Source organism: Sphingomonas glaciei (genome assembly GCF_023380025.1).
In the GTDB taxonomy this organism is placed as follows: domain Bacteria; phylum Pseudomonadota; class Alphaproteobacteria; order Sphingomonadales; family Sphingomonadaceae; genus Sphingomicrobium; species Sphingomicrobium glaciei.
This window is the reverse complement of record NZ_CP097253.1, coordinates 702,344-729,016: the sequence shown is the minus strand read 5'-3', so window position 1 is coordinate 729,016 and position 26,673 is coordinate 702,344. Positions and strand designations below refer to the sequence as shown.

The following is a 26,673-nucleotide window of genomic DNA, read 5'->3' as shown; positions in this document are numbered from 1 at the left end:
CTTGGCGATCGTGGACGCCATCTATCGCCCATCGCCGAACCATGACGAGCGCGCCGCGCCCGTGTCCATGATCGTGCTTCATTATACCGGCATGCCGACCTGCGAGGGAGCGCTCGATCGGCTTTGCTCGCCGGACGCCAAGGTCTCCGCCCATTATTGCCTGGACGAAGACGGCACTCTCTACAACCTGGTGCCTGAAGAGCGCCGCGCTTGGCATGCCGGCAAGAGCTATTGGCGCGGAGCCCGCGACATCAACAGTGCCAGCGTCGGGATCGAGATCGTCAATCCCGGGCATGAATTCGGTTATCGCCCTTTTCCCGACGAACAGGTCGCCGCCCTCATTCCGCTGGTTGCCCGGATCAAGGAGCGGCACGGCATCGGCCGCGGCAATGTCGTCGGCCACTCCGATATCGCTCCGACCCGCAAGGAGGATCCGGGTGAGCTATTCCCCTGGGAGGCGCTGGCCAAGCGCCGCCTGGCGCTGCCCAGCCCGACCCGCAACCTCATCGATCCGCACTGGTCCGACGCCGCGTTCCTCCTAGCGCTGGAGCGGTTCGGCTATGACGTCAGCGATAGCTGGAAAGCCGTGATCGCCTTCCAGCGCCGGTTCCGGCCCGATTGCATCGACGGCGTCATTGATGGCGAGTGCCGGGCCAAGCTGCTCGCGCTTCTGCTCCCGCGACCGCAGGGCGAGCCCTGACGCTAGGCAAAGCCGCGCGAAGGGACTATCTGGCTCGCAATCCCAAACCAGCTTGAAGAATAAGGACACGCGACCCCATGGCCGCTCAATATGCCTTCGTGATGAAGAGTCTCACGAAGACCTTCCCCGGCGCGAACAAGCCGACCCTCAGCAACATCAACCTGCAGTTCTACCAGGGCGCCAAGATCGGCATCGTGGGTCCGAACGGCGCGGGTAAGTCGACACTGATCAAAATCATGGCGGGTCTCGATACCGATTATACGGGCGAGGCCTGGCCCGGCGAGAACATCACCATCGGTTACCTTGAGCAGGAGCCCGAACTCGACACGTCCAAGACCGTGCTTGAGAATGTCAAGGACGGTGCGCGCGAAGTCGCCGACATGGTCGATCGCTTCAATGCCATCTCGGCCGAGATGGGCGATCCCAAGGACGACACCGATTTCGACGCGCTGATGACCGAGATGGGCGAGCTTCAGGAGAAGATCGACGCGGTCGACGGCTGGACGCTCGACAATCAGCTCGAGATCGCGATGGAGGCCCTTCGCTGCCCGCCTTCTGACAGCCCGGTGAACGACCTGTCGGGCGGTGAAAAGCGCCGCGTGGCGCTGACCCGCCTGTTGATCCAGAAGCCGTCGATCCTGCTGCTCGACGAGCCGACCAACCACCTCGACGCCGAAAGCGTCCAGTGGCTGGAAACCCACCTCAAGGAATATGCCGGCGCGGTGCTGATGATCACCCACGACCGCTACTTCCTCGACAATGTGGTGGAATGGATCCTCGAACTCGATCGCGGATCCTATTATCCGTACGAAGGAAACTACTCCACCTACCTGGAAAAGAAGGCGAAACGCCTCGAGCAGGAATCGCGCGAGGAAAGCGGCAAGCAGAAGGCGCTGCAGCGCGAACTCGAATGGATTCGCCAGACCCCGGCGGCCCGCCAGAGCAAGTCCAAGGCGCGCATCCGCAAGTTCGAGCAGCTCCAGGACGCGCAGGACGACCGCCGGATCGGCAAGGCGCAGATCGTCATCCAGGTGCCCGAACGCCTTGGCGGCAAGGTCATCGAGGTCGAGAACCTGACCAAGGCCTATGGCGACAAACTGCTGTTCGAGAATTTGAGCTTCACCCTCCCGCCGGGCGGGATCGTCGGGGTCATCGGTCCCAACGGCGCGGGTAAGTCGACCCTGTTCAAGATGCTGACCGGGAAGGAACAGCCCGACTCCGGCACAGTCGAGGTCGGCGAGACCGTCCGTCTCGGCTTCGTCGACCAGAGCCGCGATCATCTCGATCCCAAGAAGAACGTCTGGGAGGAGATTTCTGACGGCCTCGACTACATGAAGGTCAACGGCCAGGACGCCTCGACCCGCGCGTATGTCGGTGCCTTCAACTTCAAGGGCCCGGACCAGCAGAAGAACGTCGGCAAGCTGTCAGGCGGTGAGCGCAACCGCGTCCACATGGCCAAGATGCTGAAACAGGGCGGCAACGTGCTGTTGCTCGACGAACCGACCAACGATCTCGACGTCGAGACCCTCGGCGCGCTCGAGGATGCGATCGAGAATTTCGCGGGCTGCGCCGTGGTCATCAGCCACGATCGCTTCTTCCTCGATCGCCTGGCGACGCACATCCTCGCCTTCGAGGGCGACAGCCACGTCGAATGGTTCGAAGGCAATTTCGAAGCCTACGAGGAAGACAAGAAGCGCCGCCTTGGTCCCGAAGCCGATCGGCCGACGCGGACCAGCTATAAGAAGCTGGCGCGCTAAGACCGGGCGGGGCGATCGCTTCGGGAGAGCGGATCGCCCGTCAGCGCAGAGGAGCCTTCACATCTTGTTTACGCCCGCGCGGTAACATTCCGTGCGGGCGGGGGCGTATCGCGTAGCGAGGATGCCTTGGAACAGATAGTCTACATCAGTACGGCTCGGGTGATGCCGAGTGAGACCATGCTCGACTCCATTCTTGGAAGCTCGCGCCGCAACAATGCGCGCGACGGCCTGACCGGCCTGCTGGTGGTCGGCGGTCGCCGCTTCCTGCAGGTCCTCGAAGGACCGGCGGCCGAATGCGAGGCGGCTTATGCCCGCATCCGCGCCGACGACCGCCATTTCGCCCTGGTGCAGCTCGGCCGCCGCACCATCGTCGAGCGCAGCTTCGCCGGCTGGGACATGGGGTTCTAGCAGGGTTATGGTTCCTCGCTCGCCTGCGTGGTCGGCGAAATGACCGAGCGCGTTTCTGATCCTTACCTGCGGGCGCAATTCCGCGGCTTCGCCGAGGTTCACAGCAGTCCCGAGACCATTCCCGTCCCGGCCTGAGCGGCAGGACAGCGACTGGCCCCTGGGCCCCTTTTGCAGTGCAGCAGGGCCGTGGTAGAGGCGCGCGCATGACCTCGACCAACGATATTCGCCGTTCCTTCCTCGACTATTTCGAGAGCGCCGGACACAGCCGCCAGCAGTCCGCGCCGCTGGTGCCGCAGAACGATCCGACGCTGATGTTCGTCAACGCCGGGATGGTGCCGTTCAAGAATGTCTTCACCGGGCTTGAGACGCGGCCGTACAGCACCGCCGTCTCGTCGCAGAAGTGCGTGCGCGCCGGGGGCAAGCACAACGACCTCGATAATGTCGGCTATACCGCGCGCCATCACACCTTCTTCGAAATGCTCGGCAACTTCTCGTTCGGCGACTACTTCAAGGAGCAGGCGATCACGCTTGCCTGGGACCTGCTGACGAAGGAGTGGGGCCTCGCCAAAGATCGGCTGACCGTCACCGTCTACCATACCGATGACGAAGCCGCCTCCCTGTGGAAGCGCATCGCCGGCCTGCCCGAAGGGCGGATCATCCGCATTGCGACCAAGGACAATTTCTGGGCGATGGGCCCCGATGGTCCGTCGGGCCCGTGCAGCGAGATCTTCTTCGATCATGGCGACCACATCCCCGGCGGCCCTCCCGGCAGCCCGGACGAGGACGGCGACCGGTTCGTCGAGATCTGGAACCTCGTCTTCATGCAGCATCTGCAGGAAAACGACGTGATCGTTTCAAACCTTCCGCGGCCGTCGATCGACACAGGCATGGGGCTGGAGCGGATCGCCGCGGTCATGCAGGGCGTCCACGACAATTACGACACGGACACGTTCAAGGCGCTGATTCACGCGTCGGAAGAGCTGACTCGGACCCGCGCCGAGGGCGACAGCAAGGCGAGCCACCGGGTCATCGCCGATCATCTCCGCGCCAGCTCGTTCCTGATCGCCGACGGCGTGCTGCCGGCCAATGAAGGCCGTGGGTACGTCCTGCGCCGGATCATGCGCCGCGCGATGCGCCATGCCCACTTGCTCGGCGCTTCCGAGCCGCTGATGCACCGCCTCGTGCCAGCGCTGGCGGCCGAGATGGGTGCAGCGTACCCCGAGCTGATTCGTGCCCAGCCACTGATCGAGGCGACCCTTCGCCAAGAGGAGACCCGGTTCCGCCAGACGCTTTCGAACGGCCTTCGACTGCTCGACGAGGCGACCGCAGGCATGGGCGAGGGCGGGACGCTGCCGGGCGAAACCGCATTCAAGCTCTACGACACCTTCGGCTTCCCTTACGATCTCACCGAGGATGCGTTGCGCGCGCAGGGGCTGGCGGTCGACCGTGCCGGCTTCGATGCTGCCATGGCCGAGCAGAAGGCCCGCGCTCGGGCCGCCTGGAAAGGCTCAGGCCAGGCCGCGTCGGAAGAGGTCTGGTTCGATCTTGTCGAGGAGCATGGCGCGACGGAATTCACCGGTTACTCCGGGCATGACGGCGAAGGCGTGGTGCTGGCCATCGTCCGGGACGGCTCACCGGTCGAGGAGGCGAGGGAGGGTGAGGAAGTGCAGATCCTGCTCAACCAGACCCCTTTCTACGCGGAAAGCGGCGGGCAGGTCGGCGATGCCGGAAAGCTCAGCAGTCTGAACGGCTTCGAGGGGATCGTTCAGGATACCTCCAAGCAGTTGGGCAAGCTCCATCTGCTTCGCACCCGCATCGTCGGCGGGACGCTCAAGGTCGGCGACACGGTGACCCAGAGGGTCGACGAGGGACGCCGCCGGGCGATCCGCGCCAATCACAGCGCGACCCATCTTCTTCATGCCGCGCTGCGCCACCGGCTGGGCGCACACGTCACCCAGAAGGGAAGCCTGGTCGCACCCGACCGCCTGCGCTTCGATTTCGCGCACAACAGCGCTCTCAGCGCCGACGACATCGCCGCGATCGAAGCCGAGGTGAACGCGCATATCCGTCACAACCAGCCCGTCACCACGCGCTTGATGAGTCCGGACGAAGCCATCGCCGAGGGGGCAATGGCGCTGTTCGGTGAAAAGTATGGCGACGAGGTCCGTGTCCTGTCGATGGGCATCAGCGACGAGGCGACCTATTCGACCGAGTTGTGCGGCGGCACTCATGTCACCGCCCTGGGCGATATTGGCCTGTTTAAGATCGTTTCGGAAAGCGCTGTCTCCAGCGGCGTTAGGCGGATTGAGGCGTTGACCGGCGAGGGCGCGCGCCAATGGCTGATCGACCGTGATGCTCGGCTCCGCGCCATCGCTTCCAGCCTGAAGGCCTCGCCCGAGGAAGCGCCGCAGCGCGTGGCCGCCATGGCCGAGCAGGTCCGCCGCCTCGAGCGGGAGCTTGCCGATGCGAAGCGCCAAATTGCGCTTGGCGGCGGATCGGCTGGTCCGGCGAGCGGCCCCGAGGAGATCGCCGGCGTGCAATTCCTTGGCCGGGTGGTTGAAGGCCTCGACCCCAAGAATTTGCGCGGCGAGATCGACGCGATGAAGCAGCAGCTCGGCAGCGGAGCGGCGGCGCTGATCGCGGTCAACGATGGTCGTGCCTCGGTCGCGGCTGGCGTCAGTGCCGACCTCGCTGGACAGGTCAGCGCCGTGGACCTGGTCAAGGCCGCGGTTGCCGCGCTTGGCGGGCAGGGCGGGGGTGGCCGTCCCGACATGGCGCAGGGTGGTGGGCCCGATGGGAGCAAGGCGAACGAGGCCTTGGTCGCCATCCGCGAGGCGCTGGCGAAGGTCTCGGCCTAGCGCCTGCGACCTAGTGCCGGTTCTTCGGTGAGCTCCCCGGCTTCACGAATCTGGGCGCGGAGCTGGCTGCGCTTTTCGTGGATCGAGGCGATGACCGGACCCATCGCGACGCCGATGTCGACCAGCACCGCTTCGCTCATCTGCAGCGAGCCCTCCAGTGTCTCGGGCACTGCGTCGGTGGCGCCGGCCCGGTAGAGCTGTGCGGCGTGCGCGCCGTCGCGGGCGCGGGCGACGATCGAAAGTTCAGGGCAGCTCGCCCTGATCTCGCGTGACAGGCGCACGGTCAGGACGGGATCATCCATCGTCAGAACCAGAGCGGCGGCGTCGGGCAGGTGGAAGCGCTGCACGACGTCACCGCGCGCAACGTCGCCGAAGATGACCTTGTAGCCCCCCTCGCGCGCCGCCGCGACGCAGTCGATGTCCCCGTCGACCGCGAAATAAGGGCGGCCATGCTCGATCAGCATTTCGGCGACGATCCGCCCGACCCGGCCGAAGCCGAAGATCAGGGTGACCCCCGCGGTGTCCGATGACGCGCTGGCGAGCGCCTGCGGATCAATCCGCCGTGCCATCCTCCGCCCCGCCGCGGCGAGCAGCGGGGTGAGGGTCAGGCCGATGGCCGTCACCAGGGTCCAGAACGCGGCGGTACCAGGCCCCAGCACACCGGCGGCAAGCGCGCTGGCGAGGACGATCAGGGTCAGCTCGGACGGGCTGGCCATCAGCAGGCCGGTTTCGACCGCCGTTCCTGCGCGGCTGCGCCGCCAGCGCAGCAGGGCGAAGATCACCATGGCCTTGACCAGCAATACCGCGACCGTGGCGCCGAGCAGTTGCGGCCAGGCGGCGGCAAGCTCAGCCAGGTCCAGCCGCATCCCGACCGTGATCAAAAAGATGCCGAGCGCCAGTCCACGCAAAGGCGCGGTGATCACCTCGACCTCGGCATGGTAATCGGTTTCAGCGATCAGCAGCCCGGCGATCAGCGCTCCAGCCACCGCGCCGAGCCCGACGGAGCCGGTGGCGAGGCTGGCCAGCATCACCGTCAGCAGGCTGATCGCCAGGAACAGTTCGGGGCTCTTGGTGCGAGCGGCCTGGGCGAACAGGCGTGAGAGGAGGTAGCGACCGATCAGTAGCAGGACGGCGATCACCGCCACGCCGCCGACCAGCACTCCGACCAGCGCATCGGGGCTGCTCTTGGCATCGAGCAGAAGCAGCAGGGGGACCAGGCTGAGGTCCTGCAGGAGGAGGATGGCGAGCGCGGTCTGGCCAGTTGTGGTCGCGGTCCCGGCGAGCGGCATGACCAGTGCCGTTGAGCTCATCGCCAGGGCAAGCCCCAGCACCGCGGCGGACAGCGGTTCAAGCGAGCCGATCGACATCAGCACCGTGCTGAACAGCAGCCCGGTCAGCAGCATCTGCAGCCCGCCGAGCCCGAACACCCGGCCCCGCAAGGCCCAGAGCCGGCGGAAGCTCAGTTCGAGGCCGATACCGAACAACAACATGAGGATGCCGATCTCGGCGAACGGCTCGATGCTTTCGCGATTGGCGATGGTGATCGCCCCGAGCCACGGATAGTCGCCGGCCAGCGACCCGAGCCCCGCCGGGCCGACCGCGGCGCCGACCAGGATGAAGCCGATCACGGGCGAGATGCGGAACCGCGCAAAGGCGGGAATGACGACCCCCGCCGCGCCAAGGATCACCAGCGCGTCATGTAGTCCCTGTCCACCCAATTCCCCCGCCATGCGGGCCTTGTGCCGTAGCTGGGGAGGGGAGCCAAGCCACCGCCGCCGTCGTTGGCGATAAAAGCAATGGAAGGAGAGAGATGATGACCGAGAAGAGCTTCAAAGTCGGCGACAAGGTAAGCTGGTCGAGCCATGGCGGCAGCGCTCATGGTAAGGTGGTCAAGAAAATCACCAGCCCGACGGACATCAAGGGTCACCACGTGGCCGCGAGTAAGGACAATCCGGAATATCTGGTTGAAACGAACGGTGGCAAGCAGGCGGCGCACAAGGCCGTTGCGCTGAAGAAGGGGTGATTGCTCCCGTGGTGACGGCGGTGCCGAATCGTGCGCCGCCACCGCCGACTACCGGTTCAAACGAATCGGGTCCCATGTCACGGCCTCGTCGGCAACGAGTAGCTGCCGAAACGCAGAAGCGCGCCGCGACCGGGGTCGCGACGCGCTTCAAGTTGCAAGTTTTAGCTAGCTAAAACCGAGGCTTGATTAGCCGCGGCCGCCGGTGCTCGCAGCGCCAGCACCCCACACCCAGTTCCAGAAACTCCACATCTTTCTGCTCCCTGTTGTACGGCGATAAGCGCCGCTCTGGAAGCAGTATTAACCTTAATCGATACGGTTAGCAAACAATTAAGTACGTCGGTTAGGCACGTTTTTGGGGCGGGCGAAAAGCATCGCCCATAATAACACTGAAAATAGTCAAAGGTTAAAGGTTAAGCGGCCTGGCGGGTCGAGCGGATCTGCAGCCGCTGGACAAGTTCGCGGACTCCCATCGGGCGACCGATGGCGAAGCCTTGGGCGACGTCGCAGCCCATTTTGCGAAGATCGTCGAGGCACTGCTGGTCCTCGACACCTTCGGCAACGACTGAACGATCGAGCGAATGGGCGAGGGCGATGGTCGACTGGACCATGATCAGGTCGGAGCGGTTGACCCGCATCGACTTGACGAAGCTCTGATCGATCTTGATCTCGCCTGCCGGAATCTTCTTGAGATACTCCAGCGTCGAAAGGCCCGTCCCGTAATCGTCGATGGCGATCCGGATGCCGAGATCGCGCATGGCGCACAGCGTGGCGAGCCCGCTTTCGGCATCCTGCAGGGTAGCGGTCTCGGTGAGTTCGAGAGTGAGGCGCGCTGCCGGCAGACCGTGGGTCGCGAGCATGGCTTCGACCCGGGTCAGCAGGTCCCGATCAGTTAGCAGACGGGCAGACAGATTTACCGCGATTTGGAAGTCGATACCGCGCCGGTTGATCGCAGCGCCCGAACTGATCGCCCGGTCGAGCACGAAGTCGGTGAGCTTGCCGATCCGGCCATTGGCCTCGGCGGCGGCGACGAATTCGGTCGGGCTGATCGGTCCCTTGGTTGGGTGGGTCCAGCGGGCGAGGGCTTCCGCGCCGACGATCTTGCCTTGCTTGATGTCGAACTGCGGCTGGTAGGCCAGCCAAACCTCGCCTTGGTCGATCGCCTGGTCGAGTTCGCCAAGCAGCGACACGCGCCAATTGACTTCTTCCTGCCGGGCAGGATCGTGGAGCTTCCACCGCAGTCCCTCGGTCCACGCCTCGTCGGCCGCCAGCACGGCGCTGCCGATCCGATTAGGAAGGGTACGCGACACGCCGAGCTCGACCCCGAAGGTGACGGCGATATCAATCTGCCGCCCGGCGACCTGCACGGGCGAGCGGAAGATCGAGTGGAGCGCTTCGAGGTGGTTGCCGATCGGGGCGCCATTGGGGAGCGTCCAGGCGAAGGTGCCGTCGTCGCCCTGGTGGAGGTCGTTGCGAGCGCCCGCCGACAGCCGAGCCACCACCTGGCGATAGGCATCCTGCTGCTCGGCTTCGGTTAGCGCGCTGGTGATCTCCGCATGATTGTGGATCTTGGCGAGAACCAGCGCGCGATCGATCTTGCCCGACAGGCGCAGCGCCGCGAAGTTGGGCAGGCCGGTCTGTTCGTGAACCCGGCCGCGCCGTCTCCAACGCAGGAAGGCCAGGCGGCCGCTGACGATGGCCAGCATCAAAAGGCCAGGCACGATGTCAGTCGAAACGTAGAAACGCTCCAGTGCGAGCGGCCCAAAAATGAGGACAAGCCACGCCGAGGTAAGTGCCAAGGGAGCGACACCGCGGGGACGCTTGGCGAACAGCGCTGCGAGCGATGCGAGAAGAGCGAGGATCATGCCGGGAGCAGTACCGAGCGAGATCGGCGTTCCACGCTTGAGGGTCTCGGCCCCGAGAATTTGGACATTGGCGCCGGCCATCCGGCCCGATCCTGGAATCCAGAACTGATCACCTAGCTGATCGGCATTGAGCCCGATGATCAACTGCTTTCCGGCGAGCGAGCCCGGCTTGAATTTGCCTGCGATGAGATCGGCAGCCGACAGGTAAGGAATTGTTTCGGGACTGATCGAATAGTCAATCCAGAACTGCCGGTTGGGCTCGCCGAACCGCTGCGCGAGGCTGGCGGCGAAGGTCGGGGTCGCGCGCCCGTCGATAACGCCGGTCAGGCTGTTGTTCCACATAATGCCACCGAAGTCATACACCGACGAAATGCTGGCGGTCCGCGCGTGCTCGCGGAACCTCATCAGGGGGCGCGTTTCGGGCTCCTTAAAATTGCCCCAAGTGCCGAGCATATGGCGATCGGCCAGAACCACTCGTCCAGAGCGCTTCAATGTGTCGGTGAAGATCTTGTCGTCAGCGGGGGTCGAAGGGCTGTCGTAGATGATATCGAGGTGGATGCTGCTGGCACCGGCCTTGGTCGCTTGATCGATCAAACGCGCCTGGACACGCCGTGGCCAAGGCCAGACCCCGACCGCCGACAGGCTCTTGTCGTCGATCCCGACGAAAACGATGTCGCCGCTGGCATTGCTTTGATGGGTCGTGATGCGCAGGACCCTGAGATAGACTTCGAGTGGTGCACCAAGCTCCGCCGCCCAGCAAAGCAGGGCTGCGCCGAATGCCCACAGCAACAGCCGCCAAGGACGAGCCTGTGGTTTCTTCGTGGTGGCGGGATCCGAGCCCATGCTTCCCTGTCGCGCAGAAAGGTTATTAATTCGGAAACTCGTGTCCGGTGAACGACAGAAAAGCCCCGCGTTTTTACTCTTAGCAGCGGGCGTCCGCTGTGCCACACAGTCGCGGCGCACCTGAGGGGAGGGCCATGGACTTCATTTCCATCCTGTCGATCTTCGTTCTGAGCTGCTTTGTCGGCTATTTCGTCGTCTGGTCGGTGACCCCGGCACTCCACACGCCGCTGATGGCGGTCACCAATGCGATTTCCTCGGTCATCATCGTCGGCGCGCTGATCGCCGCCGCAGCCTCGGGCAATCCGGTCGCCAAGTGGCTTGGCCTGCTCGGCGTGGTCCTGGCCTCGATCAACATCTTCGGCGGTTTTGCGGTGACCAGCCGGATGCTTGCCATGTACAAGAAGAAGGATCGGCCCGAGTGAACTTCCCCGCCGTTCCCGACGCCGCCGCCCTGCACGACACGCCTGCCTGGGTGATGCTTGCCTATCTGATTGCCGGCGCCTGCTTCATCCTGGCCCTGCGCGGCCTGTCGAGCCCGGCCACCAGCCAGCGCGGCAATCGCCTCGGCATGATCGGTATGGCCATCGCGGTAGTGACGACGCTGGCGACGCATGACATTGCGGGCCTCCCCGAGATCGCTGCCGCCATCGCTATCGGCGCGGTCATCGGTATTGTCGGTGCACGCAGGATCCAGATGACGGCCATGCCGCAGCTGGTGGCCGCCTTCCACAGCCTGGTCGGCCTTGCCGCGGTGCTGGTCGGTGCCGCCGCCTTCCTCAACCCCGAAGCGTTTGGCATCGCAACCCGCATCACGCCGATCGCCGAACCGTCGTTCCTGATGATCAATCCGGTCAGCCGGATCGAACTCGGCCTCGGCGTCGCAATCGGTGCCATCACCTTTTCCGGGTCGGTGATCGCCTTCCTCAAACTGAACGGCAACATGGGTGGCTCGCCGATCCTGCTGCCGGGGCGGCATGTGCTCAATCTCGGCACGCTCGTCGCGATCCTCGGACTGGTCGCCTACTTCACCCAGGAGCAGGCGCCGTGGATCTTCTGGACCATCCTGGGGCTGAGCTTCGCGATCGGATTCCTGCTGATCATCCCGATCGGCGGGGCGGACATGCCGGTCGTGGTGTCGATGCTCAACAGCTATTCGGGCTGGGCCGCGGCGGCGATGGGCTTCACGCTGCACAACAGCGCGATGATCATCACCGGAGCCCTTGTCGGCAGCTCGGGCGCGATCCTCAGCTACATCATGTGCCGCGCGATGAACCGCAGCTTCATCTCGGTGATCGCCGGCGGGTTCGGGGCGGTGGCGTCAGGTCCGGCAGGTGAGGTCATCGACCGCCCCTACAAGCGCGGCTCGGCCGAGGACGCCGCCTTCCTGATGAAGCAGGCCGATCAGGTCATCATCGTGCCCGGTTACGGCATGGCGGTGGCGCAGGCCCAGCACGTGCTGCGCGAAATGGCCGACCAACTGAAGAAGGAAGGGGTGAAGGTCAAATATGCGATCCACCCTGTCGCCGGCCGCATGCCCGGGCACATGAACGTCCTGCTGGCCGAGGCCAACGTGCCTTACGACGAGGTGTTCGAGCTGGAGGACATCAACAGCGAGTTCGCGCAGACCGATGTCGCGTTCGTGATCGGCGCCAACGACGTCACCAACCCCGCGGCCAAGACCGACAAGAGCTCGCCGATCTTCGGCATGCCGGTGCTCGACGTCGAAAAGGCCCGGACCGTGCTGTTCATCAAGCGCTCGATGGGGGGCGCGGGATATGCCGGCGTCGACAATGAGCTGTTCTACCGCGACAACACGATGATGCTGCTGGCCGATGCCAAGAAGATGGTCGAGGAGATCGTCAAGGCGCTGGCCTGACGCCGTGAGGCAACCCCGCGCAACCATCTGTCGCCGCCCCGCAACAGTCCGTCTTTGCTGCGTTAAACTCCTCCAGAATCTGGGCTAACCCGCTTGCCGGGCGGGCCCGCATGCGAGACAAGAACCTTGTTAACTATTTGCGCTGCAAGGTCTTGGCAGCGGGCGAGGGGGATCGGACGTGAGGAAGCTCGGGGTCGTCGGTGGGGCGAGCTGGAACAGCACGGCGCTTTATTACGAGCATATCAACAAGGGCGTCGCAGCCCGCCTCGGCGGCTTGCACAGCGCGCGGATGGTCATCGAAAGCCTCGACTGCGAGGATGATTACGCCGCCTTCCACCGCCGTGGCGACTGGGCCGGGGGCGAGCAGGTCGTGGTTGCCGCCTGTGGCCGCCTGGCTGCGGCAGGGGCCGAGGCGCTGATCCTCACCTCCAACACAATGCACAAGCATTATGATGCGGTGGTTGCTGCGGTGGCGCTGCCCGTCCTCCACATCGGGGAAGCCGCGGCGGAGAAGATCGCCGCGGATGGTCGTCGCTCGGTCGCGCTGCTCGGCACCCGGGTCACCATGACCGAGCCGCACGTCCGCAGCCGCTTCGAAGCGCGCGGGATCGAGCTCGCCGCGATCGAGGAAGGTTGGATGACTGAAGTCGACCGGATCATCTATGAAGAACTCGCCGCCGGGCGCGTGGTCCGGGAAAGCCAGCGCAAGCTTAAGACCCTGATCACCGAACTCGGCAAGAAGCGCGTGGGAGCGGTCGTGCTCGGCTGCACCGAGCTGGTGCTTGCGGTCGATCCGCGAGCCAACGTCCTTCCGGTCTACGACACCACCGCGCTTCACGCCCGCAAGGCGGTGGAGTGGATCCTCGCCGACCACCAGGATGGCAAGATCGCCGCAGCGGCCTGAGATCGCATACAGGGCGATTGCGCATCGGGAATTGCTGGGTTAGGCCTCGGTCCAAGCATGTCTTTGATGATGCGCGTAAGAGGTGGTTTATGAAGAAGGTCTGGAACAAGCCCGAACTGCGACGCCTCGTCGCCGGCGCAGCGGAAGCGCGACTCAAGAGTGGAGTGACTGATTCCACGCCGAACGGGAATGGCGGCCTAAACTTCAGCTGATGACCTATTTAGGTTGACGCTCGGGGCGGGCCCGCGACCTGATTTCTCTTTAGATTTCTTGATCCGCGCCGGCGCTATGGATGTGCCGGCAGGATCATCCTTCACCATCGATGTCGCGGGACCCGCGATGTTGGATTGGCGCGTTCTGCGCCTGCCAGATCGGACGCAAGCCCTGTTCGTCAGGCGACGCGAGGTCGGGACCGATCTAAGCTCAATCACTGATGGAGATCTGGCAAGGGCGCTACGGCGCTGGCCCGATAGCATTGGAGACGGTTTTGTCGTCTTTGGCAAAGGAGACGAGTGGCAAGTCTCGCTCGCGCCGACATCGTCTCTCGACCTGTTTGCGGCGTTGGATGAGGACGGAAGTCTCCTGCTCTCAGGCACGGTCGCAGGTCTCCTGCAACAAGGCCTTCCACACGCAAACTTAGATGTCGACGCTCTCGCCGACCGGTTCGTCGGAGCCCTCACCGTAGACAGCGCCGATACCGTGGCTCGGGGCATTAGGCGTATCATCGGCGGGCATGAGGTTCGAGTCATCGCTGAACGGCTCTCGATCAGCCGTTGGTGGGAACCGCGCAAGCTGACAGTACACAGGGATCTGACCTTGAAGCGGGCAGGGGCGGAGCTTCGCCGGATCGCACACGAGGTCGTTCAACGTAATCTTCCGGTCCACGGCCCAGTCGCCGTGCATCTCAGCGGAGGGCGCGACAGCAGCGTCCTGTGCGCCCTTGCCGCCAGCCAGCTAGCGGATGAAGGCCGGACTGTTCACGCGTTCACCGCCTTGCCGTGCGCAAACCTTCCCGATGGTGACAAACGCTATCAGTTCGATGAAGGGTCAGCCGCCGCTGCTACCGCCGCTCGCTATCGCAACGTCGAGCATCACCTTTGCCGCCCAGCGCCGATGCCGCTTACGAGAATCCTCGACGACCTTCATCGCCGGATTGGTGAGCCAATCCATCAGCCGGTGTCGCTTGGGTGGATCTGGCCTCAGCTTTCGCGTTGCTCGGGCCTGGGTCTTTCAACGCTGCTGACAGGGGATAGCGGAAACTTCACGGTCAGCACCGGCGGTCTCCTCAATCTGTCCGATGTCTGGCGCGAGGAGGGTCTGGCTCCTTGGTTCCGCACCAGCGCCAAAGTAGTCCGCTCGGGCGGGGTCACGTTGCGGGATCTCGTGCGCGAGAGTTTCGGCGGTTCGCTTCCGCTGCCGTTGTACAGTGCGGGCCGCAAGCGCGGGCAGCCTGTAATCCTCGCCAACGACTTCCCGTTCTTCAAGGGAGTCTTGCGCGGCAAAGTCCTGGCGATCTCCCCTCAGAATCAGGATCCCCGGCCGCCCGCTTCCGCCCGCGCCATAATCCAGGAGATAGCTGCCAATCGCTGTAATCCGATGCCGCTGGGACGGTTTGACTTTGGCGTCGAGTTGCTTGCGCCCTGGAACGACCGAAAATTGTTCGAACTGGTGCTGTCGGCCCCAAGCTCGATGCTGGCCAGCGCCCCCGATCGGCGGCTCCTGTTCGAAGAGGCGTTCGGCGATCTGGTGCCCGAAGAAATCTTGAGGCCGCAAAGGCGGGGTCAGCAGAATGTCGATTTCCATGCTGCATTCGATTGTTTGGACCTTCAAACGGCCGTGGAGCGGTATCGTGCGTCAGCCCAATGCCGCGAGATGATTGATCTCGACCGCCTGGCCGAGGCGGCTGCGCGCTGGCCCACCGAGCGTCATACCGACAGACGCCACGTGTCTTATTGGATCGGGCAGTTCCTTCCTGCCTTGTCGCTCGCCAGTTTTCTCAACAGCTCGGATTTCCCCGATGCTGGTGCTTCCGCAGAAAGTCCCGAGCGCTTACATGCGGGGCATGAACCGCACACCGGCTGACCGACCGGACCACCCCCGCGCGAACGAGCGCTTCAACGAGGATGCCGCCACCTACACCGTCTCCGGGGCGGGGGAGGCGCCTGACCTCGAGACCGGGGTCGCCGCCATCCGCAATGTCGTGAAGACCTTGCCGGTGCGACCGGGCGTCTATCGCATGCAGGACGCGCGGGGCGAGGTGCTGTACGTTGGCAAGGCGCGGGCCCTGAAGAACCGCGTCACCAATTATACCCAGGTCTCGCGGCTGTCGAAGCGGCTGCAGCGGATGGTCTCACAGACCCGTTCGCTGACCATTGTCACCACCAATACCGAAGCCGAAGCCCTGCTGCTCGAAGCGCAGCTGATCAAGCGTTTCCGCCCGCCCTACAACGTCCTGTTGCGTGACGACAAAAGCTTCCCGTTCATTCTGCTGCGCGAAGACCATGCCTATCCGAGGGTGCAGAAGCACCGCGGCGCCAGACGAGTCAAAGGGCAGTATTTCGGACCGTTCGCAAGTGCTGGATCGGTCACCCGCACACTTAACGCCCTTCAGAAGCTGTTCCTGCTAAGGTCCTGCAGCGATGGCTTTTTCAAAAATCGCTCACGGCCCTGCCTGCTCTATCAGATTCGCCGCTGTTCGGGTCCGTGCGTGGGTCGGATCGAGCCCGACGCCTATGCCGAGCTGGTCGGCGATGCAAAAAACTTCCTTACCGGCAAGTCGACCGGGGTGCAGGCGCGGCTGTCCAAGCAGATGGCGGAAGCGGCCGAGAAGCAGGATTTCGAACTCGCCGCGGTGTTCCGCGACCGCCTGCGGGCGCTGACCTATATCCAGGGGACCCAGACGGTTCATGCCGAGGGGCTGGGCGACGCCGACATTTTTGCGCTGGCGGCCAAGGGCGGCTCCATGTGCATCCAGGCGTTCTTCATCCGCGGCGGGCAGAATTGGGGACACCGCGCCTTCTTCCCGGCGCATACCGCGGAAGTGCCGGAAGCCGAGGTGTTCGCCAGCTTCCTGATCCAGTTCTATGAGGATATGCCGCCGCCCAAGCGGATCCTGGTCGATCGCGAGGTCGCGGAAGCGGAACTGGTGGCCGACGCGCTGGGAGAAAAGGCGGGCCGCAAGGTACTGATCGAGCGGCCCCAACGCGGGGACCGCAAGAAGCTGGTCGAGCAGGCCAGCCGCAACGCGATCGAAGCACTCGACCGCCGCCACGCCGAAAGCACGACGCAGACCCGGCTGTTGCGCGAGCTTGCCGACGCGTTCGAATTGCCCGACGTTCCCAAGCGGATCGAGGTCTACGACAACAGCCACATCATGGGTACGGCCGCAACCGGGGCGATGATCGTCGCCGGGCCGCAGGGCTTCCTCAAAAACCATTATCGCAAGTTCAACATCAAGAAGGCGTCGACCGACGACGATTTCGCGATGATGAAGGAGGTACTCGAGCGGCGCTTCCAGCGGCTCGAAAAGGACGATCCCGACCGCTCCAGCGGCGAATGGCCCGACCTTATCCTGATCGACGGGGGCCGGGGACAGCTCAACGCCGTGCTGGAGATCATGGAGGATGCCGGGGTCCATGACGTTCCGGTGGTCGGAGTCGCCAAGGGACCGCACCATGGCCGTGAAGGGCGCGAGGTGTTCCACCTGCCCAACGGGCGCGAACTGACCTTTCCGGTCAACGCTCCCTTGCTGTTCTACCTCCAGCGGATGCGCGACGAGGCGCACCGTTTCGCCATCGGGACCCACCGGGCCAAGCGCGCCAAGAGCCTGACGACCTCCTCGCTCGACGAAGTGCCCGGCATCGGCCCGACCCGGAAACGCGCGCTGCTGATGCATTTCGGAACCGCGCGCTCGGTCAAGGGCGCCGCGCTGGAGGATCTCGAGAAAGCCCCGGGAATCAGCAAGGCCACCGCGCGCCAGATCTACGACTTCTTTCATGCCGGCGGCTGATCCGCACAGGGTCACCCCGTGCGCCTGACCACGCCGGCGATCATCCTGTCGCTGCGGGTCCACGGCGAACAGGGCGCGGTGGTTCGCCTGTTGACCCCGGGGCAGGGGCTGGTCGCGACCTATGTTCGCGGCGCGCGCGGGCGGCGGATGCGGCCCGTTCTGCTGGCCGGCAATGCGGTGGAAGCGAGGCTCTCCGCCCGCACCGAAGCGCAATTGCCGCAAGGAGAGGTCGAGCTGACCCGCAGCCGGGCGACGCTGATGACCGAGCCGCTTCCCGCCGCCGCCATCCTGTGGGCGACGGCACTGACAGCGCAGGTGCTTCCCGAGCATCAATCCTACCCTTCGCTCTACGATGCGCTGGACGGGCTGCTGGAGGCGATTGCGGCGGCACCCTCGGCCAGCGGGTGGGGGCCCGCGTTGTTGTCCTATGAAATCCTGCTGCTGGCCGAGCTTGGCTTCGGGTTGGAGCAGGAAGTGGTGACCCGTGCCACGGCCGACTGGCTGACCGGGCTGGCGATGACCGGCCGCCGGATCCGCCGCGATCTGCTGGACCGGCCGGGCGATTGGACGTGGGACGCGCGTGAACGCCTCACCATTCGGTTGCGCAGGGCTGCCGGGGTGGTAGCGTGACCCGATGAAGTCACTCGGAATGGCGATCCTCTTCCCGCACCAAGCGGTCACCGGTGACGTCACGGTGCGGGTGGCGGTGAGCTATCTGGCCGAGCAATCGGCCCCGTCGAGCGGGCGCTGGTTCTGGTCCTACCATATCCGCATCGAGAATCATGGCGAGGCGAGCGTCCAGCTGCTCGCCCGTAGCTGGACCATTACCGACGGCCGCGGAGCGGTTCACGAAGTGCGCGGCGAAGGCGTCGTCGGGGAAATGCCGCGGATCGCGGCGGGACAATCGTATGACTATGTTTCCGGCTGCCCGCTACCGACACCGACCGGGCGCATGAGTGGTAGTTACTCGATGGTCGATGATGACGGCCGCGGGTTTGACGTGGCGATCCCGAGCTTTCCGCTGGTGGGGCCGGTCTGACGACCCCGCGGGTCTTCACCATCGGCTATGAGGCGACCACAACGGGCGAATTCATCGCCGCGCTCAAGGCCGCCGGAGTTGCCCAGGTGATCGACGTCCGGGCACTGCCGCTGTCGCGGCGTCCGGGTTTCTCCAAGACACCGCTTCGGCTGGCGCTGGAGGAAGAGGGCATCGGCTATGTCCACCTGCGCGCGCTCGGCACCCCGGCCGACGGCCGCGAGGCCGCGCGCAAGGGCCGGACCGCCGAGATGGAACGCATCTACGCCGGGCAGCTCGAACTGCCCGAGGCGATGGCCGCCGCCGCGCAGCTTGGCGAATTGGTGCGCGAAAAGCCCTCGGCACTGCTGTGTTTTGAACGGCACCCCGAGGGCTGCCACCGAAGCATGCTGATCCGCGAGACCTTGCCCGACGTCACGGTCGAGCACCTGTTCCCCTAAAGACCGTTGTCGGTCCCCGCGGGCGCCGGTTCGGGCTCTGGTTCCGTAGGAGGTTCAACCGGCGCAAGCTCGTCGCTTACAGGCGGCTCGGGCGCAGCTTCGGGCTGCTCGACGGCCGGCGGCAATTGGTCGAGGACCTCGCGCGGCGGGGGAGGGGGCGGGGTCGACGTCTCGACGTCCGAGCCCGGCAGGGTGACCGGGCCGCGGCTCGGCGGCGGCGTGCGGTCGCGCGGGGCGGTGGTGCCGGCGTAGACGCAATTGTCGAGACCATCTCGGGCGACCGTGCCGATCCGTCCGGCGATGCTGTTGCCGTAGCGCCGGGTGAAGCCGCGCGGCGCGATCGCGTCGCGGCCCTTGGGCAAGGGCAGGACGGCGGCCATCCGTGCCGCCTCGGTGCGGGTCATCGCGCTGGCGTCATGGCCGAAATAGCGCCGCGCGCCGGCGTTGACGCCGTAGGTGCCGATGCCGGTCTCGGCGACGTTAAGATAGACTTCCATGATCCGACGCTTGCCCCACAGCTGCTCGATCAGGAAAGTGAACCAGGCCTCCATCCCCTTGCGGACGTAGCCGCCACCCTGCCACAGGAAGGCGTTCTTGGCGGTCTGCTGGCTGATGGTGGAACCGCCGCGGATCCGGCCGCCGCTGGCATTACGCCGGGCCGCGTCGGTGATCGCATCCCAATCGAACCCCGAATGGGCGCAGAACTTGCTGTCCTCGCCGCCCACCACCGCACGGACCATGTCGCGATCGATCTCGTCGAGGCTCATCCACTCGCGCTCGGCCCCGCGTCCGGCGACGACGTCACCGATCATGGTCGCGGTGATCGGCGGATTGACGAAGCGATAGAGCAGCACCCAGCCGACGGACAGGAGCAGCAGGGCGAGGATCAGCTTGAGCAAGCCCAGCGCCAGTCGCGCCGGCCACGACCGGGACCTGCGCTTGCCAAGGGAGCGGGAGGAGGAACGCGCCATGAAACGGCGCTAGACCAGGAACAGGTGCCGGCGCCAGTCCTGCCGGTCAGCCCCGCGGGTCGAGGGAAGTCAGGCGATCTGCCGCGTCCTGGTAGCTTTGCGCCATCCCTTTGAGGACGTCGGCCGCTTGCCGGTCGGAGATCCCCGCAGCAAGTCGGCGGCAGCGAGCAGCCTTCGCCTGCAGCACGCCGGAATCTTGGCAGGGATCTTCAAAGTCGCCGATGGTGCGGTTCGCTTCGCGATGTGGGTCGGTAGCCAAGGCAAGGATCCGTTGACGATTCAGAACGATGCACGCCCGGTTGCCCGGCGCGTGGCGGATGAACGGCGCGTTGTATGTCCGGTTCCAGACAAAAGCTCTCCGCAGCGCGAAACTGCGGAGAACTGTATCTGATTTGCAACTATCTACAGGGCCACTTCCGCCTGATTTTCCTGCTGATGGTCCTTGCCCGGATCGCGCCCTATCATCTTCAGCGCTGCCGCGACCAATGTGGCGCCGGCTTCGGCCTTCCAGATCTCGGCCTTCGACGTGTCGAAGCGGAGCAGCTGCAGCTCGGGATCGTCCTTGCCGTCCTTGTACCAGCTGGCGATGAACGGGTTCCAGAACTTGTCGACCAGCGCACGGTCGTTGACCAGTTCCAGCGTGCCGTGGATGTGCGCGAAGACCTTATGCCCCTTCGACACGAAGGTGCAGACCACCCGATTGTTCTCGCTCAGGCCTTTGACGATCGCTTCGGACTTGGCGCCGAAGAAGTAGATGTCGCCGCCTTGATTGAGTTCCTTGTCGTCCTGCCAGTTGACCTGCGCGGTCCACGGCCGGGTGCGGCTGTCCTCGACCCCCTGCAGGCCGATCATCACGAACGGACTGTCTTTCAGCTCTTCCCAGAACAGCTGCTTCAGCTCCTCGGCGCGCTCGGCATCGGCCACGTGTCAGTCTCCCAGATAATGGTTCGACTGGCGGAACGGAGGAGCGGAGCGAGGGTTCCTTGGGCGCCTTAGCGGACCCGACGTACGAGCAGCGCGCCGCCATCGGTCTCCTTGACCTGAAACTCGGGCATGCCGCGAACCAGCTCCTTGAGCGAGCGGGCACCGTAATTGCGGACCGAGAAGCTCTGCACTGCCTTGGCCCGCTGGCCAACCTCGGACAGGGAGGCGAAGCCCTCGCCGTCGCGCTTGCTCTGTTTCCAGGCGGCGCCGAGCAGCTCGAGCAGCGAATCATCGGCGGCCCGCGCCTTGTTGTCGGCGGCGTCGGTCTGCTCGCCGTTCTGAGCGAGTGCGGCGACGTCGAAGAAGCGGGTGCAGCTGTTCTGGAAGCTGATCGGGGTTTTGGCAGTTCCAAAGCCGTAGACCGGGATCCCGGCCTCGCGGATGCGCTGGGCGAGGGGGAGGAAGTCGCTGTCGCTCGACATGATGCCGAGACCCTCGAGCCCGCCGCGATAGAGCATGTCCATCGCGTCGATCACCATCCGCATGTCCGTCGCGGACTTGCCCTTGACCACGTCGAACTGCTGGATCGGCTGGATCGAATGCTGCGTGGTCAGCTGGCCCCAGCCCTTGAGCGCCGGCTTAGACCAGTTGCCGTAGGCCCGGCGGACGTTGATCGCGCCGAGCTCGCCCAGAACCAGCAGGACTTCGTCCAGGTGATCGGGCGACGCGTTGTCGGCATCGATGAGCAGGGCGATGTTGCGGTCGCGGTCCATCCGCTCAGGCGTCTTCGGGGACGGGTTCGAACCGCCCGGCCTGCTCGTCGAATTCGTACAGGGTGCCCTCGGCGATGGCGAACCAGCAGCCGTGCAGCTGCAATTGCCCGGTGGCTTCGCGCTCGGCAACGAAGGGGAAGGTTCGCAGATTCGCGAGGCTGACCTTGACCCCCTCGAGCTCGAGCGCGTGCTGCGGATTCTGCGGCGCGGCGGCGAGCACCCGGTCGCGGGCACCGTCGAGCAGGCCAATCCACTTGTCGATGAAGATCCGGTCGGGCTCGCCATGGCCGGCGAGCGCCGCGCTGATCCCGCCGCAGGCGCCGTGACCCATGATGACGATATGCTTCACCCCCAGCTTGGTGACCGCGAATTCAAGCGCTGCCGACACTCCGTGGAGACCGCCGCCCAGTTCGAACGGGGGGACGAGATTGGCGACGTTGCGCAGGATGAAGGCCTGCCCCGGAACGGTGTCGAAAATGGTCGCCGGATCGACCCGGCTGTCGCAGCAGCCGATGATCATCACCGGCGGCTCCTGGCCTTCCGCCAGGGTTTCCCAGCGGCGATGCTGGTCACGATATCCGGAGGAGCGAAAGCGGCCATAACCGCGAAGGAGGGCTTTGAATTCTGACATGAAAGCTCGTTCGAGAAACCTCGGCAGAAAGCGACTGAACTACGTTCGTTCCCGCGGCTAGAACAGGCGCGGGGGGATGGCAATCGGGGGGCGATGGAACTTCGAGGCGGTCAAGGGCGCTATCTACGCTGTTACCTCAGGAGACGGACCCATGAACAAGGCAATGATGACGGCGGTTCTCGCCAGCAGCCTTTCGCTCGGCGCTTGCGCCACGACCGGCGACGGATATTACAACGACGGCCGCAGCAGCACGGCTAGCCGTGCCGCGACGGGCGCAGCAGTTGGCGCGGTGGCCGGCGGTGTGCTCGGTGCGGTCGTACCGGGCGTATCGACGGTCGGCGGCGCGGTTGCCGGCGGCGTTGCCGGCGCGGTTATCGGCGCGGTGGTCAACGGCCGCCAATATTACCGCGATACCCGCGGCTATTGCTATTACGTCGATCGCAACGGCCAGCCGATCTACGACAACACGACCCGCTGCTAAGCGGAGCAGGGGAGGGGTGGCAGATGCCGCCCCTCCTCGCTACATGGCGGCCATGAACGCGCCCGCCGATCTGCCGCTTCCCAACCCCCCGCGCGTCCGCAAGCCGGACTGGATCAGGGTCAAGGCCCCGACCAGCGAAGGCTATGCCGAAACCCGGCGCCTGATGCGCAGCCTCAAGCTTGCCACCGTGTGCGAAGAGGCGGCCTGCCCCAATATCGGTGAGTGCTGGACCAAGAAGCACGCCACGGTGATGATCCTGGGCGATACCTGCACCCGGGCCTGCGCCTTCTGCAACGTCAAGACCGGCATGCCGCGCGCGGTTGATCCGTTCGAGCCGCAGAACACCGCGATCGCCGCCGCCCAACTCGGGCTTGAGCATATCGTGGTCACCAGCGTGGACCGCGACGACCTTCCCGACGGCGGAGCCAGCCAGTTCGTCAAGGTGATCGAGGCGCTTCGCCGCGAGACGCCGAAGACCACTATCGAAATCCTGACGCCCGACTTCCGCAACAAGAGCGAGGATGCGGTAGCGCGGATCGTCGATGCCGGGCCCGACGTTTACAACCACAACCTCGAGACGGTACCGCGGCTGTATCCGACGATCCGTCCGGGCGCGCGTTACTACGCCTCGCTGCGGTTGCTGGAGAGCGTAAAGCGCCGCAATCCGGCGATGTTCACCAAGTCCGGCGTGATGGTCGGCTTGGGAGAGCAGCGGCTCGAGGTCCATCAGGTGATGGACGACATGCGTTCGGCCGACATCGATTTCCTGACCATGGGCCAGTATCTCCAGCCGACCCCGCGCCACGCGACAGTGGAAGAGTTCGTCACTCCCCAGGCATTCAATTCCTACGCAGCAATCGCCCGCGCCAAGGGCTTCCTGCTGGTCGCCGCCTCGCCGCTCACCCGCTCGAGCTATCACGCCGGCGACGACTTCAAGACGATGCAGGCCGCCCGCGCGGAGCGGCTCGCCCGCTAGGCCCGATGCCCCGCCACAGCGAGCAACGGTTCCTGCCCTATACGCCCGACCAGCTGTTCGATTTGGTCGCCGACGTGAAGCGCTATGACGAATTCCTACCGTGGGTAACCGCGGTCCGCGTGCGTTCGTCGAGCGAGACCGAGCTGGTGGCCGACCTCATCGTCGGCTTCGGCGCCTTCCGTGAGCGGTTCACCAGCCGCGTCACCAAGCAGCGGCCGAGCCGGATCGAGGTCGATTATGTCGAGGGGCCGCTCAAGTTCCTCCACAACGAATGGCGGTTCGAGCCGGCGGAGGGTGGGACCAATCTTGGCTTCACCGTCGATTTCGCGTTCCGCAATCGGATCTTCGAAGCGGTGGCGGGCCAAGTGTTCGACCGCGCGCTGCGCAAGATGACCAACGCCTTCGAGGAGCGGGCCAACGCGCTTTACGGCTCGAGCAACTCCAACGCACATAGCGCCGCCTGAAGGCGGATATTGCTGCGGCCCGAAGCAGGGTCGAAGCATTTGGTGTCGGCGATGATCGCCTCATCCTCCTGACCGCGTTCGGCTCTCGCGAAAACCACGGTGCCGACCGGCTTGGCGGCGGTTCCTCCGTCGGGGCCGGCGATACCGGTGATCGCCACCGCGACGTCGGCGCCCGAGCGGAGCAGGGCGCCTCTCGCCATCGCCCAGGCGGTAGCGATGCTGACCGCGCCAAATGTGTCGAGCACGTCCTCGGACACGCCGAGCGCCTTGATCTTGGCCTCGTTGGCGTAAGTAACGTAGCCGGCCTCGAACACGGCACTGCTGCCAGGGACCTCGGTCAGGGCGGCGCTGACCAGGCCGCCAGTGCAGCTTTCGGCCACCGCGATCCGCCGGCCGATCGCCTTGTTCTTCTCGATCACTGCGGCGGCGAGGGCGACGAGTTCTGGCGGCAGCAGCGAGTCCATGGCACGAACCTCAGGCGGGCAGGCGGACGGTGGCGATCGCCGATGCAGCTATGCCTTCGCGCCTGCCAATGAAACCGAGCTGTTCGGTGGTAGTTGCTTTGATGCTGACTGCCTCGGACTGGAGATCGAGGATCTCGGCGACGCGGGCCTGGATGGCGGCGCGGTGCGGCCCGACCTTGGGCGCCTCGCAGATTACCGTGCAGTCGACATGATCGATGATCCCACCTTTCGCGCCGATCAGGTCGGCGGCGTGGCGCAGGAAACGGTCGCTCGCCGCGCCTTTCCACTGCGGGTCGGAGGGCGGGAAATGCTGCCCGATGTCCCCCAGCGCCGCGGCGCCGAGCAGGGCGTCGGTGATGGCGTGGAGCACGACGTCAGCATCGCTGTGTCCTGCCAGTCCCTGCGGATGATCGATCGTGATCCCCCCCATGATCAGCGGGCCGGGGCCCTCGAAGGCGTGAACGTCGAAGCCGGTGCCGGAACGGCTGATCATGCGAGCGGCGAGCATCATTTCGGCGCGTTCCCAATCTCTTGGCGAGGTAAGTTTATGAAGGCTTTCATCGCCGGCGACGGTCGCAACCTTGAGCCCGGCATGCTGCATGACGGTGGACTCGTCGGTCGGCGCGCTGCTGGCGGCTTCGTCATAGGCGTAGCGCAGGTCCTCGAGGTGGAAGGCCTGCGGAGTCTGGACGCGGAGCAACTGGATGCGGTTGACGGTTCCGCGCAGCTCGCTGTCGCCCTTGGCGAGGGTGTCGGCGACGGGCAGCACCGGGACCGCGCCGTCAGCCTTGCCGAGCGCATCGAGCAGGCGATCGATCACCACGGGCGGGCAGAAGGGGCGGGCGGCGTCGTGGACCAGGACAATGCCGTCGCCGATCGCCTCAAGCCCGGCGCGGACGCTGTCGGCGCGTTCGGCGCCTCCGATGATCGGTGTGCCAACATCGAGGCCAGCGAGAGCTGCGCGTGCCTGATCCTCCTGACCGTTGCCGATGACGACGCGGACCGCGCTGATCCGCGGGTGGCCGATCAGCGCCTCCACTGCATGCCGCAGCAGCGGCTTGCCGGCGAGGGGGCGATATTGCTTGGGAAGTTCGCCGCCCATGCGGGTGCCGAAGCCGGCGGCGACGATGAGGGCGGTGACCTGGTCCACGAGCGGCGCCTTGCCCGTTTGTGGCCGCTCCTGTAAAGGCGCCCGCTCCCATGGACAGTTTCAAGCCCATCTCGATCGGTCCGGTCCGCATCGACGCGCCGGTCATCCTGGCGCCGATGACCGGCGTCAGCGACCTGCCGTTCCGCAAGATCGTGAAGCGCTTCGGCGCCGGGCTGACGGTCAGCGAGATGATCGCCAGCCAGGCCGCGATCCGCGAAACCCGGCAGAGCCTGCAGAAGGCGTTGTGGGACCCGAGCGAGGAGCCGGTCAGCCTTCAGCTCGCCGGCTGCAGCCCAAAGGAAATGGCCGACGCAGCGCGGCTGAACGAGCAGCGCGGCGCGGCGATCATCGACATCAACATGGGCTGCCCGGTCAAGAAGGTGGTGAACGGGGACGCCGGAAGCGCCCTGATGCGCGACCTGCCGCTGGCCGCCGCGATCATCGAAGCCACCGTCAAGGCGGTGTCGGTGCCGGTGACCGTGAAGATGCGGATGGGCTGGTGTCACGAAAGCCTCAACGCCCCCGAACTGGCTCGCATTGCGCAGGACCTCGGCGCGCAGATGATTACCGTCCACGGCCGCACCCGCAACCAGATGTACAAGGGGTCGGCCGACTGGTCGTTCGTCCGCAAGGTCAAGGACGCGGTGACCCTGCCGGTAATCGTCAACGGCGACATCAACAGCCGCGCCGATGCGCGCGAGGCGCTCGCCCAGTCGGGCGCCGACGGGGTGATGATCGGCCGCGGCGCCTATGGCCGCCCGTGGCTGCTCGGCCAGGTGCTGGCGGACCTCGCCGGCGGAGAGCGGCCCGATCCCAGCCTAGACGAGCAACTGGCGATCATTCTCGAGCAATATGACGCCATGCAGTCACTCTATGGCACGGTGACCGGGGTCAACCTCGCCCGCAAGCATATCGGCTGGTACACCAAGGGACTGCATGGATCGGCGGAATTCCGTCAGAAGGTCAACACGCAGGACGATCCCCGGCAGGTGGTGCAGATGCTGCGGGAATTCTATGCGCCCTGGCTCAGCCGCGCGGCAGCCTGAGCTATCCCCGCGCAGGGGAACGAGAAAATAAGTTAACGGCCATCGCCACAAAGTGTGTTCTTTGCGCCACAAGTCCA

The 26,673-nt window shown here is 65.2% G+C and carries 25 protein-coding genes and 1 pseudogene; 17 read left to right on the top strand and 9 right to left on the bottom strand.

All coding sequences use genetic code 11. The annotated features are described in order from the left end of the window. Window positions 1–67: 67 nt before the first annotated feature. The 4 genes from M1K48_RS03425 (at window position 68) to alaS (ending at window position 5,723) form a co-directional block, all read left to right on the top strand. The gene (locus tag M1K48_RS03425) at window positions 68–700 is read left to right on the top strand and encodes an N-acetylmuramoyl-L-alanine amidase (RefSeq protein ID WP_406697328.1); all 633 of its coding nucleotides are present in this window, start codon (window positions 68–70) and stop codon (window positions 698–700) included. 77 nt (window positions 701–777) lie between these two features. Continuing rightward, window positions 778–2,457: an energy-dependent translational throttle protein EttA gene (gene ettA / locus M1K48_RS03420; protein ID WP_249504470.1), complete on the top strand. Its 1,680-nt coding sequence runs from the start codon at window positions 778–780 to the stop codon at window positions 2,455–2,457. A gap of 126 nt (window positions 2,458–2,583) precedes the next feature. Beyond that, window positions 2,584–2,865, top strand: a complete 282-nt coding sequence (locus M1K48_RS03415) for a BLUF domain-containing protein (protein ID WP_249504469.1) — start codon at window positions 2,584–2,586, stop codon at window positions 2,863–2,865. 203 nt (window positions 2,866–3,068) lie between these two features. Further along, on the top strand, window positions 3,069–5,723 hold the full coding sequence (gene alaS, locus M1K48_RS03410) for an alanine--tRNA ligase (RefSeq protein WP_249504468.1): 2,655 nt from the start codon (window positions 3,069–3,071) through the stop codon (window positions 5,721–5,723). On the opposite strand, the gene M1K48_RS03405 is transcribed toward alaS, so the two are convergent. Next, on the bottom strand, window positions 5,720–7,453 hold the full coding sequence (locus tag M1K48_RS03405; protein WP_249504467.1) for a cation:proton antiporter domain-containing protein: 1,734 nt from the start codon (window positions 7,451–7,453) through the stop codon (window positions 5,720–5,722). The two genes, alaS and M1K48_RS03405, sit on opposite strands and share 4 nt — an antisense overlap. Before the next feature lie 80 nt (window positions 7,454–7,533). Here M1K48_RS03405 and M1K48_RS03400 point away from each other — a divergent pair, with 80 nt between their 5' ends. After that, window positions 7,534–7,746 carry a hypervirulence associated TUDOR domain-containing protein gene (locus M1K48_RS03400; RefSeq protein ID WP_319941195.1) on the top strand — a complete coding sequence of 71 codons (213 nt, stop codon included), beginning with the start codon at window positions 7,534–7,536 and terminating at the stop codon, window positions 7,744–7,746. Between the two features lie 410 nt (window positions 7,747–8,156). Here M1K48_RS03400 and M1K48_RS03395 read toward each other — a convergent pair whose 3' ends face one another. Further along, window positions 8,157–10,451, bottom strand: coding sequence for an EAL domain-containing protein (locus tag M1K48_RS03395; protein WP_249504466.1), 2,295 nt, complete (start codon window positions 10,449–10,451; stop codon window positions 8,157–8,159). A 134-nt stretch (window positions 10,452–10,585) separates the two neighbouring features. Between M1K48_RS03395 and M1K48_RS03390 the strand changes: the two genes are divergently transcribed. From M1K48_RS03390 to M1K48_RS03355, 8 genes are all read left to right on the top strand, one after another. Continuing rightward, window positions 10,586–10,873: an NAD(P) transhydrogenase subunit alpha gene (locus M1K48_RS03390; protein WP_249504465.1), complete on the top strand. Its 288-nt coding sequence runs from the start codon at window positions 10,586–10,588 to the stop codon at window positions 10,871–10,873. Between the two features lie 53 nt (window positions 10,874–10,926). Continuing rightward, entirely contained in the window at window positions 10,927–12,327 is a 1,401-nt protein-coding gene (locus M1K48_RS03385; protein ID WP_249505162.1) for an NAD(P)(+) transhydrogenase (Re/Si-specific) subunit beta, read from the top strand. A 178-nt stretch (window positions 12,328–12,505) separates the two neighbouring features. Next, window positions 12,506–13,231: an aspartate/glutamate racemase family protein gene (locus M1K48_RS03380; RefSeq protein WP_249504464.1), complete on the top strand. Its 726-nt coding sequence runs from the start codon at window positions 12,506–12,508 to the stop codon at window positions 13,229–13,231. Window positions 13,232–13,501: 270 nt separating this feature from the next. Beyond that, window positions 13,502–15,313: an asparagine synthase-related protein gene (locus M1K48_RS03375; protein ID WP_249504463.1), complete on the top strand. Its 1,812-nt coding sequence runs from the start codon at window positions 13,502–13,504 to the stop codon at window positions 15,311–15,313. After that, window positions 15,294–17,240, top strand: coding sequence for an excinuclease ABC subunit UvrC (gene uvrC, locus M1K48_RS03370; RefSeq protein WP_249504462.1), 1,947 nt, complete (start codon window positions 15,294–15,296; stop codon window positions 17,238–17,240). Before M1K48_RS03375 ends, uvrC begins: the two co-directional genes overlap by 20 nt. Window positions 17,241–17,258: 18 nt before the next feature. Further along, the gene (gene recO / locus M1K48_RS03365) at window positions 17,259–17,870 is read left to right on the top strand and encodes a DNA repair protein RecO (protein WP_249504461.1); all 612 of its coding nucleotides are present in this window, start codon (window positions 17,259–17,261) and stop codon (window positions 17,868–17,870) included. Window positions 17,871–17,889: 19 nt separating this feature from the next. Further along, window positions 17,890–18,279 (top strand): Co2+/Mg2+ efflux protein ApaG, encoded by a 390-nt coding sequence (gene apaG, locus M1K48_RS03360; protein ID WP_406697326.1) that lies wholly within the window; start codon window positions 17,890–17,892, stop codon window positions 18,277–18,279. Then, on the top strand, window positions 18,276–18,716 hold the full coding sequence (locus tag M1K48_RS03355; RefSeq protein ID WP_249505161.1) for a DUF488 domain-containing protein: 441 nt from the start codon (window positions 18,276–18,278) through the stop codon (window positions 18,714–18,716). The genes apaG and M1K48_RS03355 overlap by 4 nt, the downstream gene beginning before the upstream one ends. A 251-nt stretch (window positions 18,717–18,967) precedes the next feature. On the opposite strand, the pseudogene mtgA reads toward M1K48_RS03355, so the two are convergent. From mtgA to M1K48_RS03330, 5 genes and pseudogenes are all read right to left on the bottom strand, one after another. After that, window positions 18,968–19,687: pseudogene (mtgA, locus tag M1K48_RS03350) on the bottom strand (monofunctional biosynthetic peptidoglycan transglycosylase); the annotation flags it as partial. A 46-nt stretch (window positions 19,688–19,733) separates the two neighbouring features. Further along, a complete protein-coding gene (locus M1K48_RS03345; RefSeq protein WP_249504459.1) occupies window positions 19,734–19,946 on the bottom strand; it encodes a hypothetical protein in 213 nt (70 codons plus the stop codon). A 143-nt stretch (window positions 19,947–20,089) separates the two neighbouring features. Further along, entirely contained in the window at window positions 20,090–20,611 is a 522-nt protein-coding gene (locus tag M1K48_RS03340; protein WP_249504458.1) for a pyridoxamine 5'-phosphate oxidase family protein, read from the bottom strand. Between the two features lie 68 nt (window positions 20,612–20,679). Then, complete coding sequence (locus tag M1K48_RS03335; protein ID WP_249504457.1) at window positions 20,680–21,384, bottom strand: NYN domain-containing protein; 705 nt, start codon at window positions 21,382–21,384, stop codon at window positions 20,680–20,682. A gap of 4 nt (window positions 21,385–21,388) precedes the next feature. Further along, window positions 21,389–22,015, bottom strand: a complete 627-nt coding sequence (locus M1K48_RS03330; RefSeq protein ID WP_249504456.1) for a carbonic anhydrase — start codon at window positions 22,013–22,015, stop codon at window positions 21,389–21,391. A gap of 151 nt (window positions 22,016–22,166) precedes the next feature. On the opposite strand from M1K48_RS03330, the gene M1K48_RS03325 reads away from it, so the two are divergent. From M1K48_RS03325 to M1K48_RS03315, 3 genes are read left to right on the top strand one after another with little or no spacing between them, the layout of a single operon-like run. Further along, window positions 22,167–22,496, top strand: coding sequence for a hypothetical protein (locus M1K48_RS03325; RefSeq protein WP_249504455.1), 330 nt, complete (start codon window positions 22,167–22,169; stop codon window positions 22,494–22,496). A 52-nt stretch (window positions 22,497–22,548) separates the two neighbouring features. Next, a complete protein-coding gene (lipA, locus tag M1K48_RS03320; protein WP_406697075.1) occupies window positions 22,549–23,472 on the top strand; it encodes a lipoyl synthase in 924 nt (307 codons plus the stop codon). Between the two features lie 5 nt (window positions 23,473–23,477). After that, on the top strand, window positions 23,478–23,936 hold the full coding sequence (locus tag M1K48_RS03315) for a type II toxin-antitoxin system RatA family toxin (RefSeq protein ID WP_249504454.1): 459 nt from the start codon (window positions 23,478–23,480) through the stop codon (window positions 23,934–23,936). On the opposite strand, the gene M1K48_RS03310 is transcribed toward M1K48_RS03315, so the two are convergent. Then, complete coding sequence (locus M1K48_RS03310; RefSeq protein WP_249504453.1) at window positions 23,897–24,400, bottom strand: CinA family protein; 504 nt, start codon at window positions 24,398–24,400, stop codon at window positions 23,897–23,899. The two genes, M1K48_RS03315 and M1K48_RS03310, sit on opposite strands and share 40 nt — an antisense overlap. A gap of 10 nt (window positions 24,401–24,410) precedes the next feature. Then, window positions 24,411–25,550 carry a bifunctional 2-C-methyl-D-erythritol 4-phosphate cytidylyltransferase/2-C-methyl-D-erythritol 2,4-cyclodiphosphate synthase gene (locus M1K48_RS03305; protein ID WP_257794164.1) on the bottom strand — a complete coding sequence of 380 codons (1,140 nt, stop codon included), beginning with the start codon at window positions 25,548–25,550 and terminating at the stop codon, window positions 24,411–24,413. A 50-nt stretch (window positions 25,551–25,600) separates the two neighbouring features. Here M1K48_RS03305 and dusB point away from each other — a divergent pair, with 50 nt between their 5' ends. Then, the gene (gene dusB, locus M1K48_RS03300) at window positions 25,601–26,596 is read left to right on the top strand and encodes a tRNA dihydrouridine synthase DusB (protein WP_249504452.1); all 996 of its coding nucleotides are present in this window, start codon (window positions 25,601–25,603) and stop codon (window positions 26,594–26,596) included. Window positions 26,597–26,673: the final 77 nt, after the last annotated feature.